We start from the raw sequence: 17,744 nt of genomic DNA, 5'->3' as shown, positions 1-17,744 counted from the left end.
CAAATACCGCATAAGTTTTCGATGTATGCGCAACATTTATACGCTAACGATATGATGTCATGCTTTTTATGTATTTGGGTTTAACGCATAAACATAAGCCTGTTGCGTCTGCCCATTCTCTAAAGTGACTTCAGTTAAAACACGCTGATATTCACTTCCTTCAAATTCATCCAAGTTGTTCCACAGCGTATCTAATTGCTCTGAACTAAATATATATCCATCAACAGTTTGTCCATCTGGGCTTAGCATTAGCCCAGGAAAGCCAAGTTCTGCTCCCCAACCTGCTTCCTTAAGCAAACCTTTCACAGAGCCTTTGCTCCATGTACCAGCAATCACTTCTAAAATATGAGCATTGGGTTTGTTTGGTCCTAAAGTACCGTAAACAAATAAGTGTTGTTGCATGATGTAAATATTCCTAATGGGTAACAGATGGAGAATGAAGCGGTTTTATTGAAAAAATAACGATGAGTGCAATTAGAATCAGAAAAATATTTAATATAACGATGCCATTCCAGCCATGGCTTTGCCAGATATTTCCGCCATACGCACCTACAATGCTTGAACCTAAATAATAAAAAAGCAGATATAAAGAAGTAGCATGACCTTTATTAGATATTGCGAGTTCTCCAACTCGACTGCTAGCAATGGCATGGGCAATGAAAAAGCCAGTGGTCACACAGCCAATCCCGAGAATAATCAAAAACAACGAGGCAGAAAGAGTGAGTAGCACGCCTAAGAGCATGCACAAAAAGCCCAAAACCATTAACTGCTTTTTGCCTATTCGGTCTGCAATATGGCCTGCAATCGAAGAGGAAATAATACCCAAACTATAAGATAAAAAAATGAGGCTAATCTGGGTTTGGCTTAAATGATATGGTGCTGCAAACAGTCTGAAGGTCACATAGTTAAACAGCGTGACAAATACACTGGTGAGTAAAAAGCCAATTCCATAGATTTTTAACAGTCGTGTATGACTTAAGTGTGCATACCATGCATGTAGATGGAACTTAAAAGAAATACTTTGCTGGGCAATGAAATTTCGTGAATTGGGTAAGAGTCTCAAAAAACCTAATGCACAGAACAGACAGATGACGCCGAGAATGGCCATGGAAATACGCCACGAGAAAAACTCGGTCAAAATGCCCATGCCAACACGTCCCATCATGCCGCCAAATGCTGTGCCTGCAATATACAGCCCCATGGTTTTACTTAAGTTTTTGGGACTAATTTCTTCTGCAATCCAAGCCATTGCAACTGCGGGAACTCCACCTAGAACAAAACCCTCTAAGCTTCTTGAAACCATGAGCACATGCCAACTCGGTGAAATCGCGCATACCACATTGAGTATAGAAGCCAAAAGCATAGAGAAAAACATCAGGCCTTTTCTGCCCAATGTTTGTGAAAAGGCACTGGATAGCACGATCGACATGGCTAAAAAGCCTGTGGTTAAGGACAGTGCTAGAGCACTTGCACTGGGTGCAATATGGAAACTCTGACTTAAATTAGGCAGTAAGGGTTGTACGCAATAAATCAGTGAAAAACTGGCAAAGCCCAACAAAAACAGCGCCATGCCCGCTCTTTTATATTCAACTGTACCTTGGCTGATGGTCTGTGGAATCGGCTGTTGAGGGGTAGACCAATCTGCTTCTAGTGAAGAGCTCAGTTTCATAACTTGGCGGATTTAAAATGGAGAGAAGCTTTATTTTAATAACTACATGCATATATGTATAATATATATAACTCAATAATGGTATAGCTTTAATATATGGAGTTGCGCAATATTCAATATTTTATTGCTATCGCGGAAGAGCAAAGTTTCTCTAAAGCAGCCTTACGTCTCGGCATAAGTCAGCCGCCGTTGAGTATGCAAATTAAAAAATTGGAAAGGGAAATCGGTGTAGAACTTTTTTATCGCTACTCTCATGGTGTAGCTCTGACACCAGCAGGGGAAACTTTTCTTAAAATGGTCTTGCCCGTTCAGAACCAACTGAAAAATGCGGTGAAATTGACCCAAAGTACGGCCAATGGCGAATTGGGAGAACTACGGCTCGGCTTTACAGGCACCTCAATTTTAAACACTTTAATTCCAACAGCCATTCAAGCATTTCAACAGCAATACCCTCAGGTGAATTTGGTATTAAAAGAAGCCAATTCTTTGATTTTGATTGAGAGTTTGTTGAATAATGAATTAGACATTGTGATTGTGCGACCACCTGCGCAGTATCCTAAAGCCATTACGATTCGTAATTTGATCGATGAAAAATTGATTGCAGCCTTGCCGATTCAATATCCAGCAGAAGATGAGGTGGTAGATTTGGCAGAATTTAAGCATGAGAGCTTCATTGTCTCTCCACCAGAGGTGAGTGCGGGGCTGTATGCCGCGATTTTAAATAGCTGTCAACAGCATGGCTTCTCGCCTAAAATTGGACAGCAAGCTCCTCAGATTGTTTCAATTTTATCGTTGGTTGCGGCGAATTTGGGTGTTTCTTTGGTGCCTGAGTCTACCCAACAGCTCAAAATTGAAGGGATTAAATATAAATACCTGAAGAATAAGACCGCGACGATTGGACTCGGTATTGCCTTCAAGGCAGATTTGCATAGCCAACCTGCAATCAACTTTTCCAGCTTATTGAATAGTATTGTGAGACAATATCATCATTTAAAAGGTCCGCTGTAATTCACGGTATGTCGTTTTAAATATGAAGTGTCAGCACGTAACTCGCGGAGTCAAATAGCCATTTAAATACGATTAAAAAGTCTGTTCTCGATTCAGCACCAAATCATGCCTAGACGGCTAAATTTAAGAGATCTAGAGGAAAATATGCATAAAAAATGCCTATGTCGCTAATTTACGATTCTTTTTAAAGCTGCGTAATCCTTCCAGCATGAGGGTAAAAACTGCGAGCGAAATAGCGATATAGGTTGGCCATTCTGCTGAAGTAATGCTTTCCCCTAAGGCGTTTGAAACCGCCACTAACAATATCGGTTCAACATAAACCAACAGTCCAAACAGGTTTAAGTTTAAATGCAGGGCAGACAAGGACTGAAATGCTAAAGCCGACGCACTAATAACACTAAATATAAAAAAAGTGGAAGAATAATTTACTAAGTTATTGTTTTTATGTTTATGCTTGTTTTATATGTGTATGAGAATAACTTCTGATTACTAGTTTTTACCTGAAATATACCGATTGAAAGATTCTGATATGTGCTGAAAAAACAGGAGGTTTTAAATTGGTAAACTATACATACTCATCATGATTTTAAGCAGCCATTGAAGAAGAAGTTGATCAAGGTTTTGGAGAATCCTCGCATTCCCAAAAACAAGCTGTTAGGACATCCTAATCGCTACAAGATCAAAATTCGCAGCATTAGTTATCGTTTGGTTTATGAAGTCATTGATGATGAAGTAGTTGTCCTCGTGATTGCTGTAGGCAGACGTGAAAACAATGCTGTCTATGATGATGCCAACTCTCGTCATTCATAAATGATGTAATGCCCATAAGCTGATAGTGTCTATGAAAACACTCAAAGTAGGTAAGTTTCAGTAACATACTCATCTTATTCGGTAACGACAGTCAGTTTCCTGTCCGAGCTGAACCTAGTAAGAGTAAAGGTGGCGGTAATCCTATTATATCTGAGCAATACAAAGCCAATCCCTCGAAATTTAAGTATTACGATAATTTCGGTATCTCAAAGATATACGACAAGTAATGTCGACGTGCTACTTACTTACTCATGTGCTTGTTGGTAGTATTGCCTTAATGAAAACACCTGCATAATCATAGGATTCAATATGGCTCGTACTCCAAAGCAAACCAAACAAGAACCCTTAGAGGTTGTGTTATGGAAGACAGCAGACAAACTTCGTAAAAATATTGATGCTGCAGAGTACAAGCATGTAGTCCTTGGTTTAATCTTCCTCAAATACATTAGCGACACATTTGAAGCTCACTACAATCTGCTTGTAGAAGGCGAAGGAGAGTTTGCAGGAGCTGACCCTGAAGACCGTGATGAATACACTGCATACAACGTCTTCTTCGTTCCTGAGAATGCACGTTGGTCATTCCTGTTAAACCAAGCCAAACAACCTAACATTGGCAAGTTAGTCGATGATGCAATGGAAGCCATCGAGAATGACAACCCTCAATTGAAAGGTGTACTTCCTAAAGTCTATGCACGTCAGAATCTCGATCCTACGAGCCTAGGAGAGCTGATTGATCTGATTGGTAACATTGCACTAGGCGATGCGAAATCGCGCTCTGCTGACGTTCTAGGGCACGTATTTGAATACTTCCTGGGTGAGTTCGCTTTAGCTGAAGGCAAGCAAGGTGGGCAGTTCTACACGCCTAAATCTATTGTGAGCCTATTGGTCAATATGCTTGAGCCATACAAAGGACGTGTATTCGATCCTTGCTGTGGTTCGGGCGGTATGTTCGTACAGTCTGAGAAGTTCGTAGAATCGCATCAGGGGTTGGTAGATGACATCTCCATCTATGGTCAAGAAAGTAACCAGACCACTTGGCGTTTGGCCAAGATGAACCTGGCAATTCGTGGCATTAATTCAGAGCATGTGAAATGGAACTCTGAGGGTTCATTCCTCAACGATGCACACAAAGACCTTAAAGCGGATTACATCATTGCGAATCCACCATTCAACGTCTCTGACTGGAGTGGTGAGCAATTAGTAGGTGATGCTCGCTGGCAGCTTGGTACACCACCTGCAGGTAATGCGAACTTCGCTTGGATGCAACACTTCTTGTATCACATGAGTCCTAAAGGTCAGACAGGTGTAGTCCTTGCGAAAGGTGCGCTTACTTCTAAGACCAGTGGCGAAGGTGAGATTCGTAAAGCCTTGGTTTCTGAAGCCAATGTCATTGACTGTATTGTGAACCTACCTGCCAAGCTATTCCTGAACACACAGATTCCTGCAGCTTTATGGTTTATGCGTCGTGATCGTGTTGGTTCAACCCAATACAAAGATCGTAGCAATGAAATCCTATTCATTGATGCTCGTAACTTAGGGCATCTCATTAACCGCAGAACAAAAGTATTGTCTGATGAAGACATTAAGCTGATCACGGACACTTACCACAACTGGCGTAACAAAGACGGTGAGTACGAAGATGTGGCAGGCTTCTGTGCATCTGTCCCGCTTGAGAAAGTGGCTGAGCTGGATTATGTGCTTACCCCAGGTCGTTATGTTGGTTTAGCCGATGACGAGGACGAGTTCGACTTTAAGGAACGCTTCACCAGTTTGAAAGTAGAGTTTGAGGCGCAGCTTGCAGAGGAAGCCAAGCTCAATCAAGCCATTGCTGAGAACTTGGCAAAGGTGATGGTATGAGTGAATGGAATCAGGTTGTATTAGACGATGTAAGCTCAAAAATTGGGGATGGGCTACATGGCACACCAACCTATGATGATAAAGGCCTTTACAGCTTCATCAATGGCAATAATTTGCTAAATGGGCGTATTGTCATAAAACCAGAAACCAAGAGAATTACCGAAGAAGAGTATCTTAAGATTGTAAAACCATTAGATGAGTCTACGATCTTAATTTCAATTAATGGCACAATTGGTAATGTAGCTAAGTATCAAGGTGAATTATGTGCTTTAGGGAAAAGTGCCTGCTACATAAATTTAGATACAAATCTTGTTAATCGAGATTTTTTCTACTATGAGTGTTTATCTGATAACTTTCAGTCACACCTCGAAAATGTAGCAACAGGGACAACTATTCCTAATGTACCTTTGAAAGGGATACGAGCGTACAAATTTAAGTTACCATCTCTCCCCGAACAAAAAGCCATAGCCTCAGTCCTTTCATCATTAGATGACAAGATTGACTTACTGCATCGTCAGAACAAGACCTTGGAAGCCATGGCTGAAACGCTGTTTCGTCAATGGTTTATTGAGGAAGCGAAAGAGGATTGGAGCGAAACCAAAGTATTGGATGTATTCTCATTAGTTGGTGGTGGTACGCCTAAAACATCTGAAGCTGACTATTGGGATGGTGATATTCCTTGGCTTTCAGGTGGTGATATTGCGAATGCTCACCAAGGCTTTATTGTTAGAGCAGAGAAAGCTATTACAGAACTTGGTTTAGAGAAAAGCTCCACCAAGTTGTTACCTAAGTTAGCTTCTGTCATCAGTGCGAGAGGTACAGTAGGTAAGTATGCAATGTTATCTAGACCGATGACATTTAGTCAGTCCAATTATGGGATTATCCCTAAAGGGCATACACACTACTACTTCGTGTACTTGTTGTTGGCTTACATCGTTGATGAGCTTTCAGCAGCAGCTTATGGAAGTGTATTTGATACGATCACAACTCGCACATTCGAAGATGTTGAGCTTAAGCTTCCACCAATAGGTATGATCACTGATTTCGAGTTAGAGATAGCACCATTATTTGAGAATAAGCTAAATAACGTCGAGCAAATCCAAACACTAGAAAACCTAAGAGATACGCTTCTACCAAAGCTCATGAGTGGTGAAGTGCGGGTCCAATACCAAACAGAACAAGTTGCATAACATTGAGGTGAAGCAATTTGATGGCTTCACCTTTTTTACATTCAGGGGGTAAACCATGAACAAGAAGCTGCTAGGGGCTTTAATAGCAATCATAGTCGTGATCTGTGGCTATTTGTATGCTTCGCCATATCTTGCCATCAATAACATTAAAAAAGCAGCAGAAGCAGGTGATACTGAAAAGCTATCAACCTACATTGATTATCCAAGCGTTCGAGAAAGCTTTAAATCTCAGGTGAAAGCCAGTGTTATGAAGGACATGGCGAATAGCAATAGTGATGGTTGGGAAGCATTAGGTGAAATGTTGGCTGTTGCTATGGTGGATAAAGTCGTTGATGCTATGGTGACACCTGAGGGTGTAACACTCATGCTTCAAGGTAAGGATATTCGTGATGCAATTAAGCAAGATTTGGCAACTGAAGATGTCAAGCAAGAACAGAATGTAAAGTTTGAGTCGAGTACTCGATATTTAACTATTAATGATTTTGAGTTAACGCTTAAGCGATTGGATACAGACAAGAAGCTGAAAGTCATTATGCATCGTAATGGCTTAAGTTGGAAGGTAACCAAATTAGCTTTAGACCTAGATCAGAATTCAGTTGCTTTGGATCAAGAATCTAATCTTCAAGATACATCAAGCGAACAAGTACTTGAGGCAAAAGTACAAGATCGACCAACAATATCTCAAACAGTCTTTAATCACTCTGGTGCTCAAGTCGGTAAAGTCATGGAATTTTGCTATCGTGATCCATGTTCTGTTGCACAGGTCAAAGGATTTGAAATATTAAGCCAAACTCCAAATGACGTAGATATCGAATTGACCTTGTTGGGTGGAAGCAAAGGGTGGGAGGATGAGTCTACTGAGTGGAATGATGCTACTCATACAATCCAAATTACTTGCTCTATTGAGAAGCCGACAGTTCGTATGGAAGGACAAGTGACAGTAGTCCCATTGAACAAAGATCTAGGTGTACCAGGCATTTTGATGTCGGATGCTGAAATTTATGCTCATGCGTGTCATGGCGATTTCAATGGAACACTAGAAGAAATGACAACGAATTACGGCTACAACGTACATACTGATTAAAGAAGAAGTGAGCAAGGGGGGAAGATAGTGACTAAGATGACTGAATCAGACATAGAGCTGATGGCGATAGAGCAACTGGAGGGAATGGGCTATAGCTATGTGTATGGTCCTGATATTGAATCCAAGGGAAGCAATCCTCTGCGAAGTTATAAGCAGGTCATCTTAGAAGCCAAGGTGCTAGAAGCATTACAGCGTCTGAATCCTCATTTGAGCGAAGATAAATGCATTGAAGCACTGAAGCAAGTCACCAATCTGCACTCCCCGGATATGCTCAGTAACAACCAAGCATTTCATCGCTTGCTGACCGAAGGTGTAAACATCGAAGTCAGTAAGGATGGTAATACTCAAGGTGAGTATGCTTGGCTGATTGATTTCAATGAACCAACCAACAACGAATTTCTGGTTATCAACCAAGTCACCATCAAAGAGGATCGCTGGACCAGACGACCAGACTTGATCCTGTATGTGAATGGCTTACCTTTGGTGGTCATTGAGCTTAAGAATGCTACTGATGAAAATGCTACTGTAGATGGCGCTTACAGGCAGATTCAGACCTACCAAAGCCAAATCCCTAGTCTGTTTACCTACAACGCCTTTAACGTCATCTCTGATGGTTTAGAGGCGAAAGCAGGAACGGTCTCAGCAGATCTCAGTCGGTACATGGCTTGGAAGACGACTAATGGACAAACCAAGGCAAAGAGTACTCAGGCACAGCTCGAGGTCTTACTACATGGGTTGCTGAATCCAGTGACTTTACTGGACATGATCAGGCACTTCATTGTGTTTGAATCCAATAAACAAGAAGATGCCAATGGCTTGATCACCATCAAAACCATCAAGAAGATGGCTGCATACCATCAGTACTATGCAGTGAATGCAGCAGTCCTCTCTACTATTCGTGCGTCTGCAGTGAACTCGGACTCGAAGTCTGCAGAAGTCGCAATGCAACAGCAAGGTAGAAGCAAGCTGGAGCTGGTCCAGCAACAAGCTGTAGGTGACAAGAAGGCAGGTGTTGTTTGGCATACACAAGGCTCAGGCAAGTCTCTGTCCATGGTTTTCTATACAGGTAAGATTGTCTTGGCTTTGGATAATCCAACTGTTGTTGTGATTACAGACCGTAATGACTTAGATGACCAACTGTTTGGAACCTTTGCAGCATCAAGCCAACTACTCAGACAAACACCGAAGCAAGCAGAGAATAGAGATGAGCTCAAAGAACTGCTGAAGGTGAGTTCAGGTGGGGTGATCTTCACCACTATCCAGAAGTTCCAACCTGATGATGGTGGCAGTGTCTATGAGCAGCTCTCAGACCGAACCAATATTGTCGTAATAGCAGACGAAGCACATCGTTCTCAGTATGGCTTCAATGCAAAAGAGGTCGATGTCAAAGACGAGAATGGCAAGGTTGTCGGTAAGCGGACTGTCTATGGTTTTGCCAAGTACATGCGTGATGCTTTACCGAATGCCACTTACCTTGGCTTCACTGGTACACCAATTGAGAAGACTGACGTCAACACGCCTGCAGTCTTTGGTAACTATGTCGACATCTATGACATCTCTCAGGCGGTAGAGGATGGCGCCACTGTTCGTATCTTCTATGAAAGCCGACTCGCCAAGATTGCCATCAGCGAGGAAGGCAAAGAACTGATTGAGGACTTTGACGACCAGTTCACCGAAGACGATCTAAACCAGACACAAAAAGAACGGGCAAAGTGGGCAAGAGTCGAAGGACTTATTGGTAGTAAAGAACGTATCAAAGCCATTGCTAAAGACATCGTAGAACACTTTGAGCAGCGTCTAAAAGCCAATGCAAACCAAGGTAAAGGCATGATCGTCAGCATGTCTCGTAGGATTGCGGTAGACCTCTACAACGAGATTGTAGCAATCAAACCAGAATGGCACAGCGATGACTTGCATGATGGTGTAATCAAGGTAGTGATGACCTCATCTGCTTCTGATGGTGAAGAAATTGCCAAGCACCATACGACCAAGCAACAGCGTCAAATTCTGGCCAATCGCATGAAGGACAATGATGACAAGCTGAAGCTCGTGATTGTTCGTGATATGTGGCTGACTGGTTTCGATGCACCAAGCATGCACACGCTCTACATCGACAAGCCAATGAAAGGTCATAACCTCATGCAAGCCATTGCACGAGTAAACCGTGTCTATAAAGACAAGATTGGTGGTCTGGTCGTAGATTACCTCGGTATTGCATCAGATCTGAAAGAGGCTCTGTCCTTCTACTCTGAGGCAGGTGGTAAGGGTGATCCGGCATTAGTGCAAGACGAAGCTGCAACCATCCTCCAAGAGAAGCTTGAAGTGCTTGATGGCATTATGCATGGCTTCAATTATCAGGAATACTTCACAGCCGATACCTCTCGAAAGCTCAACATCATCCTTGAAGCTGAGGAACACATCCTTGGTGTAGATCAGGGCGAAGGTAAGACACGATTCCTTAATGCTGTATCAGCCATGTCTCAAGCATTTGCATTAGCTGTACCTCATCCAAATGCGATGGAAGCAGCGCCAGTGGTTGCATTCTTCCAGGCTGTGAAAGCACGACTGGCCAAGTTCAGTGGTGGTTCAGGCAAAATCTCAGGCCTCAGCAATACTGAATTGGAAGCCAAGGTCAAACAGACCATTGACCAGGCGCTTGTGACTGAACAGGTGGTCGACATCTTTGATGCAGCAGGAATCCAAAAACCAGACATCTCCATTCTGTCTGATGAGTTCATGCAAGAGATGAAAGGATATAAGCACAAGAACATTGCACTAGAGACCCTCAAGAAGCTCTTAGGCGATGAGATCAAGATGCGAGAGCAGCGTAGTGTCACGCAAGGTAAAAAGCTCATGGAGATGCTGAGCTCTGCGATCAAGGGCTATCAGAACAAGGTACTGACTGCAGCCGAAGTGATTGATGAACTCATCAAATTGGCTAAGGCAATCCAAGAGTCAGACAAAATGGCAGAGGAACTCAACCTGACTGAATATGAATATGCCTTCTACTCGGCTGTCGCGGATAACGAGAGTGCTCGGGAGTTAATGCAGAAGGAGATCCTGCGCGAACTTGCTGTTGTTCTGACTGAGTCTATTCGTAAGAATGTAACTTTGGATTGGACCATCAAAGAAGCTGCCAGGGCGAAGCTGAGAGTCATTGTGAAGCGCTTACTCAAGAAGTATGGCTACCCACCTGATATGGCTTTACTCGCAACAGAGACTGTCTTAGAGCAGGCGGAGCAATTGGCAGATGAGTTAGCAACTACAGCTTAATTCATATCACTAAACAATAACTAAAATGTGTGCTTCATAGAGATCGTTTCAATTTAGCGATCTCTAAATCCATCTTGTAGTTCAATCAGAAGTATTTTCTCAAGATTAGCGTAGCTCTCGCCTACTGCAGCTTTCTTGCTAGCAATAACAGAAAACTAAAAAAAATTGGAAGAATATTTGAAATTTAGATCAACTTTAATAAGGAAAACCTATGTAGTTGTTGATAATTGTAATTTTAAGAAGATTTGATTGATTAATTAAATGAATTTTCATATACAAAGATATGCTCATTTTTTATATCGATAAAAATGTTAAAATTTGCCTATTTAGTAAAAAATATAGAGATTTTTATGGGGCAATTTATAATGCCCTTTTGCTTTGGTCGAAAAAATGTTCAACTTGAGATAGTAAAAATCAACTCAGAATTACTGAAAATCAAAAAGATTAAACAGAGTCAGAAAGCCGTAGTACAAGCAAAGTTCAAAGCAATCTACGTCAAAATTTGGCAAAAAATCTTGCTATTGATGCAAACGGAGCCTGGCTTACGTGTGCATTCTAATTATGTTGCAATCTTACAGTTGATACATAATCTTGATGATTTTATCGAAAAATCACAGCAACACTTGTGCTTTGAAAGGAAAGCTCAGAAAGAGCTGGATGCTAAATTTTTTGCTAGATTTTTTAAGCTAACAAAGAATTCAATAAAAGATCAACTTATACCAAATTGTTCAGATCGAAATGAATTTAGACAATGCAATGTGATAAAAATATTAAGCGAAAATGAATATGCCGAACATTGAAACACAAGAGCACTTTTTAGATTTAGCAGAAAAATTCCAAAAAGATTATTGTCTGTTACGTGATCTTGTTGTGAATACACAATTTGTCGATCTATCAGATGATTTACGTGAAAAAGCCCACGCTCTATATAAGGAAGCGCAACAGATATATGGCTATATATCTAGCTCTAGACAATTAGGTAAATATTATTTTCTAGCTTCTTTAAGTTATTTTGCATGTCCAGATACTAGTAATACACAAGAGCTGTCATCGCAACGTTATTTGATTCTACAAGCGAGTTTTTTAACATATCGGCAGTATCAAGAATTTGCAAAAATTGATAAAGCTGAGAATAAGCAAAAACATGTTTGTGACCTATTACGCTATGTCTCACGATATGTGCTGGATTCTAATAATGCTGAATTATTTCATGAGTGTAGTAAGCTGCTAAATTGTTATGTCACGTACGAACGTAATTTGAAAAAAGAGGATCGTAATCAACTTTTTAATATTAAAGATTTCAAACAAGTACAAGTCATAGAGTATTTATCGGCTCTATTAATAATTTTTAAAAGACTAGATGATCGTCGTGTTGTTCATCGTCAGCGTAAGTCAAAAAAAAGCAAAGTTTTGAAATGGCCCACTAAAAATGAACTCAAAAAATTTCGTGAAATAAAATCAGGTAAGCATGAAGATATCGGACATAACGCAAAGATCAGTTTTTATGATGCCTCTCTTCACAAAGATGAAGATCGTGAAATTGAGTTATTGGACACTGAAGTAGAATTATACTCTGAAGATGAAAAAACTAAAAATTTTAATCATTTAATTAGTGATTATGCTGCGTATTACACGCGGCATCGCCAACGCCGTCATGCGCCATTTATTACAAATCCACATTATTTGGCGCCAGATATACTGAAGCAAATTGTTTATGTGTTGAGAACTGAGTTAAATAGGGACTGGGATGATGCTGCAATCGCTGCCGCATGTTTATTGTCACTTTTGACTGGATTATCTCCCATAGCACTGATGGATTTTAATGACCTTATTCAGGAGGGTACGTTGATTCAAAATGGTTCAAGTAGACGTCGCGAATATTTACTCAAATTAAATCTTAAAATTACAGAGCAGAAGATTAAGAGCTTAAATGATGAGCGATGGAATGAAGTGATGACACATCAACTACATTTACCTTCTGCTTGGTTTGACTATATAGAACAAGCATCGAATCCAATAATTTCTTCAACAGACATTAATACAAAACTTAAGAATTGGCTTGATAATCGGTTTGTAGGTTCGATCACTGTTGAAAAACTGCAGGCTCAATTATATTTTCATATATATTATGAAACATATAATGAATATCTAGCTCATGTAATTGCTGGGCGGGATAGTCAGCATCACATGCCTGGTATCTATTATGGCGGGCTACCGAAAACTCAACTCAGTAGCACATATCTAGCCTTTTTAGAAAAAGCACTTACACCACATTCCACACATTTTACTGAAGACACGGCTGAACTAAAAATATTGCAACAACAATTCAAAGTGCAATCTGCATTATCAATAGAAAGGATAGGGAGCCAACTGGCACTTGAACCCAATTTTGTGAAAGAGCAATTTGATATTTTACATAGGCATTGTCAGGAAAGTGTTCAAAAAGATCAACATATCATTAATCAACTGAATGCATACGCATGTTGGATGTGGCATATCAGCTTGTTGAGTTTGGCAAGTCGGCCTAAAAAAAATCTGTTGGGGAATTTGGATGATTATTGTGTTGAGCTTAAGCTTTTATATGTAAACGATAAAAGAAATAGTAAAGCAAGAAAAGATGGTCGTTTTATCCCATTATCTGATTTTTTCATAAAAACACTGCAAAATTACACAGTCTTTTTAGAACAAATTATTGAAGCGTACGGTTCGTTTTTTAGACAAGTCTTTGCAAAGAAAATTACTGTAAATGATCTTTTTGGCAAGTTCATTGATAGTAAAGATATCTTGCCGATAACTGTCAAAGAGTGGCAGAGCAGAAAAATTAAGTTAATCCCTTTATCTCGAAACTGGGTAAATTTATATATGGAAGGAATCTTTCCAAAGAATATGTATTCGAATTGGTTACGTCATTTTGATATGAATTTTTTGATGTATGCAGAAGAAAAAGAAGAAAAAGAAGAAAAAGAAGAAAAAGAAGAAAAAGAAGAAAAAGAAGAAAAAGAAGAAAAAAAAGAAGAAAAAACTGCTTTAGCATTCCATTTAATACAGGCTCTTTATGGTCATGATCAACGTGACCGAGAGGCTTTTCATCCGCATTCTTCACTTATTCCGAATGTCTATGTACAGCAAGCCCGCCAGCAATTGCAAGATAATGTCAAATTTTTATCGATTAAACACTTAGAGCGAAAATAGTTGTATGCAAAAAATCAAAGAACTAATAAAACCGCAACTAGATGATCTATTTGTTGATATTCATAAATTGGTGAAAAAGTCGCTAGATAGACAGCCTTCTTCACCTGAAGTATTGACGAAAGACATGCAGCAAAAACTTGATCAGCAGATCGCTGAAAAATGGCATGACATTAAAGATAGTGTTGATTGTTTGAGTCAAAAGTTGAGCCGAGACGAACAATCAAAACTGATGCAATTTACTGAAGATGAATTTAATAAAAGAAGGAGGCAATTCAACCAGAATGTAGATAAAAAATCATACAGAATTAAGCTAAATCCACATACGAAACGGATAGTACTGCCTAGAAAAATTGAGAGTACACAGTCACGGTTAGAACAGGGGCATCTACATATCCATGTACTTAATGAATTAAGGCAGTATTGGCAAGATTCATTTGAATATTGGAATGAACCAAAGTACTTATGGGGAAATTTATGCTTAAGTTTTATATATATTTCAGGCTGTGCAGATGAACAGCATTTGATTGCTATTCAGAAGCAATTGCAGGAGGCCATTGAGCTTGGTACAGATCTGAATTGTTTTCGGTTATACCATTCGGACTACAAAAAAATCACTAATCCATTGTTACTACATTATCGTGTTGAAAACTCTCAATATGGCAACGATGTAGAACAGGGAAAGTTGTACCAATGGAAACATGTTTTTTTTAACCCATATGCGCAGTTCATTTTGCAATATTTAAAAAAGTTGAAAGCTACTCAGAAAGAATTTTGTCTGCAACATTCAGTTGAAGATTGTATTTTAGAAAGCTTGAGTAAGATAGGCAGGAAAAAAAGTCTTGGGGATCTGCAATATCAAATTAAACGCCGTGGATTTCGTGTATTTAATGATGTGCAAATGGTACTCGAATTTAATCCAAACCTCAGCATAGATATATTTTTGAGTAATGTGCTTCAGCAAGAGATTAATACTGTCGCTTTAAGGCCATCCGAATTTAGATTGCTGTGGAATAATGATTACAATCAAGTCACAGAACCAGATAATCGCCCTATTCATTTTGAACAAGAGCAGTTACTTCCTGAAGTTCCGACTGTTCAAAGCAAATTACAAACGATTCCGTATGAGTTGATGTTGTTTGGTCAAAAGAAACGTAAAGGTCAAAAAGTTGAGCGTTTAGATAAAAAGAGGAATAAAGAAGAACGCACGCTACGTTTTTGGCAAGAAACTAGAAGGGTGTTAGAGGAGAAGATAGTTGATGCTAATACGGAGGAAAAGTCTTTAATTGATGCTCAACTACGCTTAATTCACTGGTTAATGCATTTAAAAAAACGAGGGCTTCAATTATCAACTATTGAAAGCTACTTAGGATCGTTTGGCAAAGAATTTATATTTGAGATTTGGCTCAATAAATTAGATTTAAAGCAACAATCCATAGATGACTATGAGGATTTATATCGGCAGCTATTGAAATACAGCAGTGAACGTGATGAAAAAGCAGTTCAACGAGATTCGGTGAAAGGAAAAACCTCTCGTAAGATGCACCAAAGTGCAGAATACCGTTTTGGTCGCCTAAAAGATTTTCATCAATTCTGTATAGAGAATTATGATGCTCCAGGGGTATTGGTGTTACAGAATTCAAGTTTTAAGCATTTACAAATTTGCAATGCACGGCTAGTGAGTCCTTTGCTATTTGGCAAATTATTGGAAAAACTAGAAAATTTAAGTCAAGAGCCAACGGCATCAGAGTGGGTCGATCATCTGAGTTGTTTAAAGCTGATGTATTTACTAAGTTATAGAACTGGACTTCGATTAAATGAAGTTCGTTGTCTTAAAATACAAGATATTATTTGCCCAGAGCTACTTTATAAAGAAAAAGAAAATACAGTTTATAATAATATCACGCTTCATATCCAAGACAATTCATATCGCCGTCTGAAAACGCGAAGTGCGAATCGTCAAATACCATTGAAAATTGCATTGTCAGAACATGAGTTTTTAGTAGTACAACGTTACATACAACATCGTTATGAGCAATATTTGGTTAATCAGCAGGATGATCTACTTTTTAGTGTGAATCATCGTGTATTAACTGATCAATGTATCAGCAAAATTACAGTAGATTTGTTTAGTCAAATATTAGGTATGCATCATGGCTTTAGTTTTCATACATTACGCCACAGTGCTGCTAACTATCTAGCAATAACTTTGCTCGGTTCAAAAGAAATGATCAAGACCTACACAGATTGTCCTTGGGTAAAAGCAAAAAAGATGAGGGATTTATTGTTTGGTATGAAAGCACGTGCTCAAGAAGAGATTATTCAACATAAATGGCAGGTGCTCGCCTCTTGGATGGGGCATAGCAGTATTGAGCAAACGGCTTCAAATTACCTTCATGTTTTGGATTTATTAGCAGTCGATCGAATTTATAATTCGCCGTGTATCATTTCAAAAAAAGTATTAGAACAGTGTTTTAGTCCAGTGAAGTCAAGTACAGACTATATAAACCTAAATCGTTATACTCAGCAGCAGAAATGGTTTAATTCTTATCAGCAAACACAGTCAGTTACGATTGCTGGCCGACAAGAAAAGAAGTTTAGTATCGAGAAGAGTAATCTGACACCTTTTCAACGTTTGATAAGTTTTAGAGAAGGTCGTTTAAGCGAAGATACTCAAGCTCAAGAATGGATGCAACGATGTCAATGGATGAGCAATAAATGGATGGATCGCCAAAAATTTAATTTAAAAACGAATTATGTTTATAGTAAGAATTTAGAAGAGAGTTGGTTTGATGAACTTTACGAAAAGGCTAAAAAACTGACTCGTCAAGATGAAATAATTCCTCTCCTTGATTTTCATTATAAAGATGATAGGCAGCAAGATGCACTGAAAGAAAAGAACATGTTTAAGGCGCTTAAAATATTATTATTACTTGGAAAACTGCGTAAGAATTTTCTACATTTTCAATGCCGAATGAAAGGTGATGAGCAACAAATTGTTAATTTTATTACTGGTATAGAGCCAATGTTAGGAGATCATCTGTATTTAGAAAAACAAAACTACCCAGTTAATTTGGGTGCTCCTGAGCGAACCGTTAAATTTAGTTTTCAAAGAGTTGTCGGTTCTAACAAAAAAAATGTTACTCCGCTGGTTATATTTAATTTAATGTTAAAAATGATGCAAGAAGATGAACTCTGGATCAAATAGCCTAAGCATCTTAAAAAGGGGAAATTTAAAAGCTTTAGCATCACAGTTTCGTCACTGGATTTTAGACACTAGTGTAAATTGGTAAATCGCTGAGCTAAAGTGTTGTAGTCCAAACTCGATATGACAGTTACCCATTTTATAGTGTGCCTGTCAGGTTAAATTTGAGCTAAATTATTCTCAGCCCAAATCCGCTTCCAATCAAATAATGATTCAAGTGGCGTGCCGCCTCTACTCAATCTAATTCACAGTACCTAAAACAGGTATCAACTTCGGCCCAGCCATTCTCGCTTTGCTAATGATATCCACCAGCTCATAATAAGTCAGTTCAAACTTATCATCACTATCAAAAACATAAACCATGTTCTTGCCTTCATGTTCTTGCGGAGTAGGTGGTACAAATCGTTTCGGGATTAGGAGTTGAGTAATTTGTTCGTCAGTTAATTTAAATAAGTGCAT

General features: G+C 39.3%; 12 protein-coding genes and 1 pseudogene. 9 read left to right on the top strand and 4 right to left on the bottom strand.

Features of this window, described 5'->3' with window-relative positions; translation table 11 throughout:
- Positions 1–66 precede the first annotated feature (66 nt).
- Both ACSC9N_RS17170 and ACSC9N_RS17165 read right to left on the bottom strand, forming a co-directional pair.
- Positions 67–402, bottom strand: a complete 336-nt coding sequence (locus ACSC9N_RS17170; RefSeq protein WP_063454625.1) for a gamma-glutamylcyclotransferase family protein — start codon at positions 400–402, stop codon at positions 67–69.
- Between the two features lie 13 nt (positions 403–415).
- Entirely contained in the window at positions 416–1,669 is a 1,254-nt protein-coding gene (locus ACSC9N_RS17165) for an MFS transporter (protein WP_439036150.1), read from the bottom strand.
- A 96-nt stretch (positions 1,670–1,765) separates the two neighbouring features.
- Here ACSC9N_RS17165 and ACSC9N_RS17160 point away from each other — a divergent pair, with 96 nt between their 5' ends.
- Positions 1,766–2,677 carry a LysR family transcriptional regulator gene (locus ACSC9N_RS17160; protein WP_439036149.1) on the top strand — a complete coding sequence of 304 codons (912 nt, stop codon included), beginning with the start codon at positions 1,766–1,768 and terminating at the stop codon, positions 2,675–2,677.
- 159 nt (positions 2,678–2,836) lie between these two features.
- Here the strand turns inward: ACSC9N_RS17160 and ACSC9N_RS17155 are convergent.
- Positions 2,837–3,073 (bottom strand): annotated as a pseudogene (locus ACSC9N_RS17155) (EamA family transporter RarD); the annotation flags it as partial.
- A 171-nt stretch (positions 3,074–3,244) separates the two neighbouring features.
- Between ACSC9N_RS17155 and ACSC9N_RS17150 the strand changes: the two are divergent.
- From ACSC9N_RS17150 to ACSC9N_RS17115, 8 genes are all read left to right on the top strand, one after another.
- Complete coding sequence (locus ACSC9N_RS17150; protein ID WP_395474867.1) at positions 3,245–3,487, top strand: type II toxin-antitoxin system RelE family toxin; 243 nt, start codon at positions 3,245–3,247, stop codon at positions 3,485–3,487.
- A 309-nt stretch (positions 3,488–3,796) separates the two neighbouring features.
- Positions 3,797–5,344, top strand: coding sequence for a type I restriction-modification system subunit M (locus ACSC9N_RS17145; protein WP_395474823.1), 1,548 nt, complete (start codon positions 3,797–3,799; stop codon positions 5,342–5,344).
- Positions 5,341–6,534, top strand: coding sequence for a restriction endonuclease subunit S (locus ACSC9N_RS17140; protein WP_395474824.1), 1,194 nt, complete (start codon positions 5,341–5,343; stop codon positions 6,532–6,534). The genes ACSC9N_RS17145 and ACSC9N_RS17140 overlap by 4 nt, the downstream gene beginning before the upstream one ends.
- Before the next feature lie 55 nt (positions 6,535–6,589).
- Complete coding sequence (locus tag ACSC9N_RS17135) at positions 6,590–7,618, top strand: DUF2939 domain-containing protein (protein ID WP_439036148.1); 1,029 nt, start codon at positions 6,590–6,592, stop codon at positions 7,616–7,618.
- A 36-nt stretch (positions 7,619–7,654) separates the two neighbouring features.
- Positions 7,655–10,891, top strand: a complete 3,237-nt coding sequence (locus tag ACSC9N_RS17130) for a type I restriction endonuclease subunit R (protein ID WP_439036147.1) — start codon at positions 7,655–7,657, stop codon at positions 10,889–10,891.
- A gap of 308 nt (positions 10,892–11,199) precedes the next feature.
- Positions 11,200–11,691 carry a hypothetical protein gene (locus ACSC9N_RS17125; RefSeq protein WP_395474828.1) on the top strand — a complete coding sequence of 164 codons (492 nt, stop codon included), beginning with the start codon at positions 11,200–11,202 and terminating at the stop codon, positions 11,689–11,691.
- Complete coding sequence (locus ACSC9N_RS17120; protein ID WP_439036146.1) at positions 11,678–14,083, top strand: hypothetical protein; 2,406 nt, start codon at positions 11,678–11,680, stop codon at positions 14,081–14,083. Before ACSC9N_RS17125 ends, ACSC9N_RS17120 begins: the two co-directional genes overlap by 14 nt.
- Before the next feature lie 4 nt (positions 14,084–14,087).
- On the top strand, positions 14,088–17,288 hold the full coding sequence (locus ACSC9N_RS17115; RefSeq protein WP_439036145.1) for a tyrosine-type recombinase/integrase: 3,201 nt from the start codon (positions 14,088–14,090) through the stop codon (positions 17,286–17,288).
- Positions 17,289–17,525: 237 nt separating this feature from the next.
- On the opposite strand, the gene ACSC9N_RS17110 is transcribed toward ACSC9N_RS17115, so the two are convergent.
- On the bottom strand, positions 17,526–17,744 hold the full coding sequence (locus ACSC9N_RS17110) for a hypothetical protein (RefSeq protein WP_000550046.1): 219 nt from the start codon (positions 17,742–17,744) through the stop codon (positions 17,526–17,528).

The organism is Acinetobacter sp. PC34, from assembly GCF_051789135.1.
GTDB classification, from domain to species: domain Bacteria; phylum Pseudomonadota; class Gammaproteobacteria; order Pseudomonadales; family Moraxellaceae; genus Acinetobacter; species Acinetobacter johnsonii.
The sequence above is the reverse complement of the archived record's forward strand: the minus strand, read 5'-3'. Positions and strand labels throughout refer to the sequence as shown.